Annotated in this window: 12 protein-coding genes; 5 read left to right on the forward strand and 7 right to left on the reverse strand. The window is 41.5% G+C overall.

From position 1 onward, the window contains the following. From CMM32_12070 to gyrB, 3 genes are all read left to right on the forward strand, one after another. Positions 1 to 432: DNA polymerase III subunit beta (locus tag CMM32_12070; protein ID MBT07626.1), on the forward strand; the 432-nt coding region annotated here is incomplete at its 5' end. Between the two features lie 3 nt (positions 433 to 435). Continuing rightward, positions 436 to 1,479 (forward strand): hypothetical protein, encoded by a 1,044-nt coding sequence (locus CMM32_12075; GenBank protein ID MBT07627.1) that lies wholly within the window; start codon positions 436 to 438, stop codon positions 1,477 to 1,479. A 48-nt stretch (positions 1,480 to 1,527) separates the two neighbouring features. Further along, positions 1,528 to 3,942 (forward strand): DNA topoisomerase (ATP-hydrolyzing) subunit B, encoded by a 2,415-nt coding sequence (gene gyrB / locus CMM32_12080; GenBank protein ID MBT07628.1) that lies wholly within the window; start codon positions 1,528 to 1,530, stop codon positions 3,940 to 3,942. A 64-nt stretch (positions 3,943 to 4,006) separates the two neighbouring features. Here gyrB and CMM32_12085 read toward each other — a convergent pair whose 3' ends face one another. Then, a complete protein-coding gene (locus tag CMM32_12085) occupies positions 4,007 to 4,732 on the reverse strand; it encodes a 1-acyl-sn-glycerol-3-phosphate acyltransferase (GenBank protein ID MBT07629.1) in 726 nt (241 codons plus the stop codon). Positions 4,733 to 4,745: 13 nt separating this feature from the next. Further along, complete coding sequence (locus CMM32_12090) at positions 4,746 to 6,107, reverse strand: glycine--tRNA ligase (protein ID MBT07630.1); 1,362 nt, start codon at positions 6,105 to 6,107, stop codon at positions 4,746 to 4,748. A 283-nt stretch (positions 6,108 to 6,390) separates the two neighbouring features. On the opposite strand from CMM32_12090, the gene CMM32_12095 reads away from it, so the two are divergent. After that, positions 6,391 to 7,362: a glutamine synthetase gene (locus CMM32_12095; protein MBT07631.1), complete on the forward strand. Its 972-nt coding sequence runs from the start codon at positions 6,391 to 6,393 to the stop codon at positions 7,360 to 7,362. Between the two features lie 93 nt (positions 7,363 to 7,455). Here the strand turns inward: CMM32_12095 and CMM32_12100 are convergent, their stop codons facing one another. Further along, positions 7,456 to 8,385, reverse strand: coding sequence for a dihydroorotate dehydrogenase B catalytic subunit (locus tag CMM32_12100; GenBank protein ID MBT07632.1), 930 nt, complete (start codon positions 8,383 to 8,385; stop codon positions 7,456 to 7,458). A 9-nt stretch (positions 8,386 to 8,394) separates the two neighbouring features. Between CMM32_12100 and CMM32_12105 the strand changes: the two genes are divergently transcribed. Continuing rightward, positions 8,395 to 8,859, forward strand: coding sequence for a tRNA (uridine(34)/cytosine(34)/5-carboxymethylaminomethyluridine(34)-2'-O)-methyltransferase TrmL (locus tag CMM32_12105; protein ID MBT07633.1), 465 nt, complete (start codon positions 8,395 to 8,397; stop codon positions 8,857 to 8,859). Here CMM32_12105 and CMM32_12110 read toward each other — a convergent pair. The 4 genes from CMM32_12110 to CMM32_12125 all read right to left on the reverse strand — a co-directional run. Continuing rightward, positions 8,851 to 9,849: a glycerol-3-phosphate dehydrogenase gene (locus CMM32_12110; GenBank protein MBT07634.1), complete on the reverse strand. Its 999-nt coding sequence runs from the start codon at positions 9,847 to 9,849 to the stop codon at positions 8,851 to 8,853. The two genes, CMM32_12105 and CMM32_12110, sit on opposite strands and share 9 nt — an antisense overlap. A gap of 1 nt (position 9,850) precedes the next feature. After that, a complete protein-coding gene (secB, locus tag CMM32_12115; GenBank protein ID MBT07635.1) occupies positions 9,851 to 10,303 on the reverse strand; it encodes a protein-export chaperone SecB in 453 nt (150 codons plus the stop codon). A 2-nt stretch (positions 10,304 to 10,305) separates the two neighbouring features. Continuing rightward, on the reverse strand, positions 10,306 to 10,722 hold the full coding sequence (locus CMM32_12120; protein ID MBT07636.1) for a hypothetical protein: 417 nt from the start codon (positions 10,720 to 10,722) through the stop codon (positions 10,306 to 10,308). Between the two features lie 2 nt (positions 10,723 to 10,724). Continuing rightward, positions 10,725 to 10,924, reverse strand: a 200-nt coding sequence (locus CMM32_12125) for an HIT family protein (protein ID MBT07637.1), incomplete at its 5' end; no start/stop codon positions are given.

The raw sequence follows: 10,924 nt of genomic DNA on the forward strand, positions 1-10,924 counted from the left end.
ACGTTTAAGTTTAATCGGGTTAACCTAATAACCAAGCTTATAGATGGCAGCTTTCCCGACTACAAAAGGGTTATTCCTGAAGACACCACAATCAACATTACCATTAAAGCAGAAACCCTAAGACCAGCATTACAGAGGGTTTCAATATTGGCTAATGAAAAGTTTAAGGGGGTTAGGATTGACATCGAAGACAATAAGCTGACCGTATCATCTGAAAACCCCGAACAAGAAAAGGGTAACGAAACTCTAGACATAGACAGCACCAATAAAACATTATCAGTGGGCTTTAACGTTTCCTACCTCATAGATGCTATCGCTGCTTGTGATGGTGAGCTTGTTAATTTAGGGCTCAACGATGAAAACAGTAGCGCGCTAATCACTGATCCCACTGACCCAGAATCAAAATTTGTCGTAATGCCAATGAGGCTCTAGTCCTTGTTACTAAAGGAGATTGCCTATATTAATTATAGGGGACTGAACGACAGCGCCGAAGAACTTGGCCAGGTTAACCACATTGTAGGAAAAAATGGCGCAGGCAAAACATCTATACTAGAGGCGGCAGCGCTTCTTTTAAGCGGAAGGTCCTTTCAGGGCATAACGCTAAAGCAGCTCGCAAACAAGGAAAGTAGCTTCTTTAACCTTTCTGGGTCAGTGGCACACAGCACGAACAACACGGATGAAGTCAAGTTCACCTTTTCTGACGACAAAAAGACACACACGCTAAACAGAAAAAGACTGGGCCCGCAGGCAGCACACAAAACCTTCCCGCTCTGCCTTATTGATACAAATGTTATACAGACATCTTCGGGCCAGCCCAAGTACAGAAGAGACCTGTTAGATAGAGCGGTGTTCCACGTGGAACCCCAGCACGTAACAAACCACAAAAAACTAAACAAGTGTTTGACGCAAAGGAACAGGGCGATCTCAAAGGGACTTAGCATAAGAAGCATAGAATCATGGGACGAGACACTGGCTGAGCTGGGAGAAAGCATTAGCAAAGCTAGAACCAGCTTAATTGAAGAGTGCAAAGAAGAGGTCGCAACAGTATCTAAGGAGCTTTTGGGCGAAACAATGAGCATAACGTATGAAAGGGGGTGGAAAGAAGACAGCTATTTAGAAAGCCTTAAAAAAAACATAAAGAAGGATTTGGCGCTAAAAAGGACCTCAACAGGCCCCCAAAGAGAAGACTTTAAAATAATGTCTCAAGACAGAAAAGCAAAAGGCTACTTCTCTCATGGTCAGGAAAAGCTAGCGTCCATATCTTTTATGCTGGGTCTAAACTTAGCGGTAGAAAAGCGCAAAAACTGTAGCTCAATTTTAATAATTGATGAAGCAGAATCAGGGTTAGACTCAGATTCAACAAAAAGACTTATTGGTGTGTTAAAAAGCCTTAATAATCAATTACTTATAACATCATTGCCACACCACAGCATAGCCAAACTATTTGCCGGCAATATATTAACAGCCAGACAAAAATAAAGAGTATAATCTGATATAATTTAGGCGTTTCAAACTAGAAACATAGACATGGCTAAAACCAAAAAAGACAAAGCTAAAAATTACGATTCATCAAACATTAAAGTCTTAAAAGGACTTGACGCTGTTAGAAAGCGTCCAGGAATGTATATTGGCGACACTGATGATGGCACAGGCCTGCATCATATGGTTTTTGAGGTTGTTGACAACTCTGTAGACGAAGCCCTTGCTGGCCATTGTTCGAATATTGATGTGATAATTCATCAGGACGACTCAATTACTGTAAAAGATGATGGTAGAGGGATACCCGTAGATAAACACAAGGGGGAGAAAAAGTCAGCGGCTGAAGTAATTATGACTGTTTTACATGCAGGGGGTAAGTTCGATGACGATTCTTATAAAGTTTCTGGGGGGCTTCATGGTGTTGGTGTTTCGGTTGTTAATGCGCTTTCAGAGTCGCTTAACCTGAGGATACACAAAAATGGATATGTGTATCTCCAAGACTATACACATGGTAAACCAAGCGGTGCACTTAAAAAGGGAGACAAATCAGATAAAAGCGGAACAACCATAAGCTTTAAGCCAAGCCCAAAAACATTCACCAATACTAAATATAGTTTTGAGATTCTTGCAAAAAGACTCAGAGAGCTCTCTTTCTTAAATTCAGGCCTGACCATTAATCTCTCGGATGAGCGAGCTGACAAAAAAGAATCATTTTTCTTTGAGGGTGGAATTAAGGCTTTTGTCTCTCATTTAAATAACCTCCAAAAGCCCATCCATGAAAGCGTTATACACATTGAGAAGACACTAAAAGACATCAATGTGGAAATTGCAATTCAGTGGAATGAGGCATATAGGGAAAACATGTATTGTTTTGCCAATACAATTAGACAAAAAGACGGAGGTACCCACTTAGCAGGATACAGAGGCGCATTAACAAGAACCATTAATTCATATATTGACAAAGAGTTTAAAAATGAAACCGCGGTTACTGGCGATGACTGTCGAGAAGGAATGACCGCGATTATTTCTGTTAAGCACCCCGACCCGAAATTCTCTTCTCAGACAAAAGACAAACTCGTCTCTTCAGAAGTAAAGGGTGTTGTGGAGTCTATTGTTAACAAGCACCTTAAAGAGTTTTTAATGGAAAACCCGGTAGAAGCTAAGATTATTATTCAAAAAATTTTAGATTCAGCAAGAGCAAGAGAGGCCGCAAGAAAAGCAAGAGAAATGACAAGGAAGGGCGCTCTCTCAATGACGGGTTTGCCAGGTAAACTAGCTGATTGCCAAGAAAAGAGGGCTGAATTTAGTGAAATATTCCTTGTTGAGGGAGACTCAGCCGGGGGTTCAGCTAAACAAGGAAGAGACAGAAAGACACAAGCCATACTTCCATTAAAGGGCAAAATACTTAATGTTGAAAAGGCCAAGAAAGACAAAATATTTTCTTCTGCTGAAATAGGGACTCTTATAACAGCACTGGGGTGTGGCATTGACGATGAATTTGATATTGAAAACCTTAGATATCATAAAGTCATCATAATGACAGATGCTGACGTAGACGGATCTCATATACGGACACTGCTACTGACCTTCTTCTTTAATCAACTTTATGATCTAGTAGATGAAGGCCATGTTTATATTGCGCAACCACCTTTATATAAGGTTAAGAGAGGCAAAAAAGAACAATACGTTAATAGCGATGAGGAACTCAATAATCTAATAATTAGTAATGCTATTACTGGTCTTAAGTTGCTACAAACAGGAAAAAAGAAAGCTCTTGAGGGCGACGGACTATTTAATATTTTGATGCAACAGATTGAAACCACAAACCTCATTCAAAAACTATCTAAGCAAATTGGCCACAACGCAGCCAAAGCTATTTGTGAGCATAAGCTGATAACAAAAACCGATGCTAATAATAAGAAGAAACTCGATCTTTGGGTTAAAGGTTTCTCTAGAGCAGCTAAGAAAATAGCAAAAGAAAACGACAATGAGATCGATATTAAGCTGAATAACGACGAAGATGGCATACCATTCATATCAATAGTTGATGGGGTTAATGGCACCTCTTCTGAAAAAAGGCTTCCTGTAACATTTTTAAAATCGCCAGAATATAAGGTATTCACCGCATATCAAAAGTATAAAAAGGATTTTCCAAAAAAGGTTTCACTGGTTAACGGAGAAGGGACCACTAACTTTGCTACAATCACAGAATGCCTAGACCACATTTTAGACAACTCAAAAAAAGGACAAAACATCCAAAGGTATAAGGGTCTCGGTGAAATGAACCCGTCTCAGCTTTGGGACACTACTCTCAACCCCAGTTCTCGTTCTTTAGTTCAGGTTAACGTTGATGACGAAGAAGAGGCTAAGCTTGCTTTTGCCACGTTAATGGGAGACGAGGTAGCACCGAGAAGACAGTTTATTGAAGAAAACGCCCTAAATGTCTCAAATCTTGACATTTAAGCGATAGAAAACAACATATTTTCTCCAGAAATCAGCCAAATTAGTAAAGAAACAACCTTTGTCGCTAATGATTTTCGAATGACCTAATTTCAGCCTCAATCCAGTTTTGTGCCTCTTTGTTTATCTCGTCAATGCTTTTGCCTTTTGTTTGTATTGGGGTTCCAATACTAAAAATGATTTTTCCGGGGCGCTTTAAAATACCCCTTCTTTTCCAAAATTTCCCTGAATTATGAGAAATAGGCAAAACATCTACCCCGGCCCCCTTAGCAAGAATAGCTCCAGACAAACCATACTTTTTTGTTTGTCTGTAGGGCATCCTGGTACCCTCAGGAAAAATTATTATCCATTTGTTTTCCAATAATCTCTGTTTTCCAATGTTGACAACCTTGCTAACCTCTGTTCCCCCCATGCCTCTTTTCACCGGTATTAAACCAAAGCGTTTAATTGCACCCCTAAACAAAGGAGCATACATAAGCTCGTATTTAGCTACCCAGGAAGCAGGACTAAAATGCTTTAAGCCTATAAATGCTTCCATTACAGAAGAGTGTTTAAAATATATAACACACCTATCAGTCGGGATGTTTTCTTCACCTTTTATGACATAATCAAGGCCGCAAATCTTTTTAAGCGAGAAAATATTAATTTCAGACCAAAGAACAGCAATTCTCCACCTTCTAGCTTCGCTAATTATGGGGGAGGGCAACAGAGCAATTGAGCATAATATTATAAAGCTTATAAAAAGGACAATCGTATAAGTAATAGACCTTAAATATAGTGCTATGAGAGACACAGGCTTATGCGATCTATTTAGAAACCGTGCTACAAAGCCTGTTTTCTAGCTTGCTAATCGGTATTGTTTCTTGTTTCATGGTGTCTCGATCTCTTACGGTTACCGTCTCGTTATCAAGGCTGTCAAAGTCAACGGTAATACAAACGGGTGTTCCAACCTCATCATGTCTTCTATAGTTTTTTCCGATGTTACCGCTGTTTTCAAGAACCACCCTTCCTAACCGAAGAGATTGCAAAGATCGCCTTATTTTTTTTGCTAGTGCAACAAGACTTTCGTTGTTCTTTTTAAGGGGTATTATTGCTGCTTTAATAGGAGAAAGGTGCGGCGCCAACGATAAAACCAACCTTTCATTATCGCCGTCTAAAGACTCTTTTTTGTATGCTTCATTAAGCACCGCAAGAAACCCCCTATCAAGACCAGCTGAGGGTTCTATTACATAAGGAACCTCCCAAGTTTTATCTTTGCTGTTTTGGATTGCGAGCTTAGCCGTTGAATCCATGTTTTCAGCAACCTTTGCTTGAATATCTAAATCAGCCTGGTTTTTTGTATGTGAGCCTAAGTCAAAATCTGACCTGTTCGCAATACCTTCAAGCTCTTCTTCACCATGCGGAAAGGCATACATTATATCTACAGTCTTTTTTGAGTAATGAGAAAGGTCTTCTTTTGGGACATCAAGCAGCTTTAACCGACCTTCTGGAATGCCCTGTTCGCACCACCAGCTAAGGCGTTTATTCACCCAATAATCGTGCCACTTCTCGTCTGTACCTCTCTCAACAAAGAACTCAAGCTCCATCTGCTCAAACTCCCTGGTCCTAAAGATAAAGTTTCTTGGGGTTACCTCGTTTCTGAAGGCTTTTCCAATTTGAGCTATTCCAAACGGCATTGACTTAGAGGTTGAATCAAGCACGTTCTTAAAGTTAACAAAAATCTGTTGAGCTGTTTCCGGCCTAAGATATGCAAAACTTTCCCCGTCATCCACTGGACCAACACCGGTTTTAAACATCAAATTAAATGGCCTTGGCTCTGTTAGGTTTGATGACCCGCAACCAGGACACGATTCATCTTCGATGTGATCAGCTCTCCAGCGACCCTTACACTTTTTACAGTCCACCAATGGATCAGTAAAGGTCTCTTCGTGACCGGAGTACTTTAAGACAGAGGGCTTGCTCAATATTGAGGCATCTAAGCCCTCTACATCGTCTCTATCGTAAACCATTGATGACCACCACGCAGCCTTAAGGTTATTTTTGAGTTCAACACCTAATGGACCATAGTCATAGAGCCCTTGCATCCCCCCATAAATTTCGTTTGACTGAAAGACAAACCCTCGTCTTTTACAAAGAGAAACAAGCTCATCCATGTTGTTTGCAGCCAATACAATTACCTCTTTACTTACGCTTCTTGATTATAGCTTTCTTTTCTGTTTATAGCACAGAAGGACGAACAAAAAACTATAATTGATTCAACCGACCTTCCGAAGTATTATATCTAGTGCTTGGTGTATTTCCTACAACGCGCAAAACTACTTTTGGTTTCTAAAACCGATTGTGAGACGCAAGTAAGCGGAAGCTGAAGAAACGGAGTCGTTTATCTCATAATTAGATCTTCTATTGCCCAGCAAAAAATTTAACTTACGTTTAATTAACAAAAGGAGCAACATGAAAAAACTAGAATATATATGGTTGGACGGGTTTCAACCTGAGCCCTCGCTTAGAAGCAAGGTCAAAGTTACAGACGGGAGCCCCCCCGACTGGTCTTTTGATGGTTCATCCACACAACAGGCAGAAGGCGGAAGCTCGGACTGTATCTTAAAACCCGTTAACGAGTACAACGGACCAAGGTCATCAGATAGTCTGGTTATGTGCGAGGTTCTTTCACCTGACAAATCACCACACCCATCCAACACCAGAAGTGCTTGTATTGATTTGTTATCAGACGACTGGTGGTTTGGCTTTGAACAGGAGTACTTTTTTACAAACCCTGAGGACGGAACAATCTTAGGCTGGGAAGACGGGACACCTCGACCCCAAGGTGACTACTATTGTGGTGTTGGGTCTGGCAATGTTCAGGCAAGAGAAGTTTCAGAGGCACACATGGACGCCTGTTTAGATGCTGGCATTACGATCACAGGAACCAACGCAGAAGTAGCTCTTGGTCAGTGGGAGTATCAGTGTTTTGGAAAAGGCCTAAAAGCTGCTGACGATCTCTGGGTAAGCCGATACCTTCTTCACCTAATCGCAGAAGAGTACGGCGTTTCTGTTAACATCCACCCCAAACCCCAACAAGGCGATTGGAATGGATCGGGCATGCACACTAATTTCTCCAACGGCCAAATGAGAGATTCTGGCACCGAGGAGTTAATGAATGGCTTGTGTGAAAAGCTAGGCGCAGTTCACAAAGAGGGAATAGCGAACTATGGCTCTGACAATGATATGAGGCTTACAGGTAACCATGAAACCCAAAGCATTGATACCTTTTCATACGGTGTTAGCGACAGGGGCGCAAGCATTAGAATACCCATATACACGGTCGACAACAACTGGAACGGTTATTTGGAAGACAGGAGGCCAGCATCAAACGCTGACCCCTATAGAATAATAGCCCACATTGTTGGAACACTAACCGACTAAGCATATAAGGGCCCCAAGGGGCCCTTTTTGGGTGGCGCACATAAACTACCAAGGGCAAAAAAAAGAAATGGGCTAGTTATTAAAGTGCCAGAACTAGGCTAAACCGCCCACTAGAGCATCAACACTACTTAGCCCGCTTGAGCTTAGGTATTCTTCAAGACCTTGGTTAATTTTGTTGCAAATTAGCGGATCAAAAAACAAAGCGGTTCCAATACCAATGGTTGAGGCTCCAGCCAAAATAAACTCAATTGCGTCCTCAGCCGATGATATGCCGCCTTGTCCCATAATTGGCACGCTGTATTTTTTTGAAACCTGGTACACATCATAAACCTTCTTAAGCGCTATTGGTTTTATTGCAGGCCCAGAAAGCCCTCCAGCACGGTTTCCCAAGACCAATTCTTTTTTGTTTATGTCTATGGCTAAACCACTGATTGTGTTGATGACAGCTAGGGCATCGGTTCCGGCATCGATACATAGTTTTGCGTTGAGCTGTATGTCAGCCTGGTTGGGCGACAGCTTTGTAATAATTGGTTTTGAGGTCACCTTTCTGCAGGCCTCAACTACTTGCGCCGACATTTCTGGGTCATTGCCAAACTCCATACCACCCTTTTTTACATTCGGACATGAAATATTTAACTCTATAGCAGCAACCAGCGAGTCATCAAACACTCTACAAACCTCCACATATTCTTCAATGGTGGAACCCGAAACATTAGCTATATAGTGTGTTTCAAGGGGGTCTAGGTTAGGCAGGATTGTCTGGACAACCGCTTTTGCTCCAGGGTTTTGCAAACCAATTGAGTTGAGCATACCAGACGGAGTTTCTATGACTCGATGAGGCTCGTTACCCAGCCTTGGCTCTAATGTGGTTCCTTTGAGAATGACGCCGCCAACATGACTGTTTGAAAAACCCTCTAGTCTACTGTACTCGTCTCCAAACCCCACACAGCCAGAGAGCAAAATTATAGGTGAGACCATCTCTAGCCCTAAAAATTCTGTTGAAATTGTACTTTTACTAACCATACTAGGTTTATGCCGCATATTGTACTACATCAGCCAGAAATTCCACCAAACACAGGCAATATTATTAGACTTTGTGCAAACACGAACACCAGCCTTCATTTGGTTCACCCCCTAGGATTTACGATGACAAAAAAAAGCTTAAGAAGAGCATATTTAGATTACGAGGAATTCACGAAAATAAAACACCACAACAACATCATAGAAATGAATGACCATTTTTCTGGAAGGGGGTATTACGCCATTTCAACAAAAGGTAAAACGCTATTTAACACTATAAAATTCAAGCAAAGCGACGTTTTTCTTTTTGGCAGCGAAACACAGGGACTTCCGCAGAATGCGCTATCTTCAGAGGAGTGCTTAGGTGTGCTTAGGGTTCCAATGGCCGAAGGATCAAGAAGCATTAATCTTGCAAACACTGTTTCTATCGTGCTTTACGAGGCGCTTAGACAGCTAGAGTACCCAGGCCTAACGTAAGTCCTCATTTTTGATTGGGCGACGCATTAGTTCTTTGGCAATGGTGTTTGATTTTGTACCTGAATAGAGGACCTCATAAACAGAGTGCAAAACGGGTTGCTGGTCATTAACAACCCCGTTCTCAACGAGTGTTTTTATGGCGTTTGCACCCTCGGGAGTACCCTTCTGAAGTGCAACCGCATCATTAAATGAGAGGCCGCCACCTATGGCTAGACCGAGCTGCCTGTTTCTAGATTTGTCATCATAAGAGCTAAGCATAACATCGCCCATCCCAGAGAGGCCCATAAAGGTTTTTTCAGATGCCCCAAAAAGCAGTCCAAGCGAACTTATTTCGTCAAGGGCTCTTGTCACCAATGCTGCCTTTGCGTTTGCGCCCATCTCAAGGCCATCACTAATGCCCGCAGCGATAGCCACAATATTTTTTAAGCCACCACCAAGTTGAACCCCAACCGGATCGGGTGAAAGATAAACTCTTAAAGACTCATTAGACATGGACTCTGCCAGCAATAAAGGGTTATCTATTGTATTCGTCGCCAATGTTATTGCAGCCGGTTTGCCAATCGCTAGCTCCTCAGCAAAGGTTGGGCCTGAGAGAATCGCTGTCTTTGTTTTTGTTCCGACCACACTAGTAACCATAGAAGACAAAAGACCCCCATTGTCAGGATCAAAGCCTTTTGTTGCCCAGACCAGGTTATTATCGCCAACGTTGTTTTTTAGAAGCAACAAGGCACGTTTAAAATATGGGCTTTTGACACAAACAACAATAGAGTCTGTATTTGTCAAAAGCTTTTCAGAAAAAGGTTCAACGCCAACCACCTTTGGTAGCTTGAAACCCGGTAAGTATTTTTTGTTTTCTCGGTCTTTTCTTATTTGGCAAAGGTTCTCCTTGTCAAAAGAGCTGAGAACAACGTTGTTGCCAGACTTTACCAGCTGTATAGATAAAGCTGTTCCCCAAGCACCCGCACCGAAAACCAAAAAAGAGCCGCTCATTCTAGTTTTTTGTTTTTTGTTCGGTTTCCTCTAATGCTTGAGCGTATAGGGCATCAAAATTTATTGGCTGAAGCAACAAAGCAGGAAACCCAGCCTTGGTTACCAATGATGAAACGAGTTCTCTTATGTATGGAAATAGGGTGTTCGGACAAAATACCGCAATAAGGCCCTTTATCTCATCTTCCGTATAACCTTTGATGACAAAAACACCGGCCTGCTCTACTTCTGCTATGAAGATGGTTTTATCGTCGTATGTTGATTCAACCCTAATCTTAAGGCAAACATCATATGAGTCATCACCTATTTTATCGTGGGTGTTTGCTAGGTTAATCTTTGTTTCTGGTGAAATCGCGTCTTCTAAAAACACACCAGGACTATTGGGTGCCTCGAAGGACACGTCTTTTATATATAAAGTTTGTAATGAAACCAGCCTTTCTTCCTTAGTATCCGACATGATCACTCCTTGTTTTTAGTTTCACAGGGCAGCGAGTTGTTTTCCCACTCTAGTTGTCCGCCCTTAATATAAAAAACATTATCAAGGTTTTTTTTCCTTAAAGACAGACTTGTTTTTTTGCTTAAACCGCCACCATCACAAACAAGCACCATAGCGGTCTTTTTTTTGGGCGGGTTTCCCATAAGATCGTCTTGAGCAACATTAACAGCATTTAGTATATGCCGCTTTTCAAAGTCTTTTGGGTCTCTTAAGTCATAAATTACCGCATTATTGTTTATAAGCTTGACCACCTCTGCTGGAGTTAAACCACAAATATTTGACTCTTTTATTTTTAGCTCATTGAAAACCGCCGCCAAAAAAACAGTTATAGTCCCGCCAACGAGGAGAGGGTAACTGTTAATAAATTCCATAATATTCATCGTTATAATAGCGTTTGTTTAATTGACTCCGCCGTTGATGCGAGGATTTCTGGATCTTCAAGATCATTTGCATGTGGCTGGAAGGGCGCTTTTTCGTAAACTGGAATTATGTGCATATGATAATGAAAAACAGTTTGCCCAGCTTTGGCACCATTAAGTTGGGTGATAATTACGCCAGAGGGAAGAAGAGCCTTTTTGATTG

It is taken from the genome of Rhodospirillaceae bacterium, assembly GCA_002728255.1.
In the GTDB taxonomy this organism is placed as follows: domain Bacteria; phylum Pseudomonadota; class Alphaproteobacteria; order UBA7887; family UBA7887.

What these genes read in the sequence shown, in the direction of transcription:
- CMM32_12120 (MBT07636.1), bottom strand. Translation starts at nt 10,722, where the DNA reads ATGAATATTATGGAATTTATTAACAGTTACCCTCTCCTCGTTGGCGGG.
- CMM32_12095 (MBT07631.1), top strand. Translation starts at nt 6,391, where the DNA reads ATGAAAAAACTAGAATATATATGGTTGGACGGGTTTCAACCTGAGCCC.
- secB (MBT07635.1), bottom strand. Translation starts at nt 10,303, where the DNA reads ATGTCGGATACTAAGGAAGAAAGGCTGGTTTCATTACAAACTTTATAT.
- CMM32_12110 (MBT07634.1), bottom strand. Translation starts at nt 9,849, where the DNA reads ATGAGCGGCTCTTTTTTGGTTTTCGGTGCGGGTGCTTGGGGAACAGCT.
- CMM32_12105 (MBT07633.1), top strand. Translation starts at nt 8,395, where the DNA reads ATGCCGCATATTGTACTACATCAGCCAGAAATTCCACCAAACACAGGC.
- CMM32_12100 (MBT07632.1), bottom strand. Translation starts at nt 8,385, where the DNA reads ATGGTTAGTAAAAGTACAATTTCAACAGAATTTTTAGGGCTAGAGATG.
- gyrB (MBT07628.1), top strand. Translation starts at nt 1,528, where the DNA reads ATGGCTAAAACCAAAAAAGACAAAGCTAAAAATTACGATTCATCAAAC.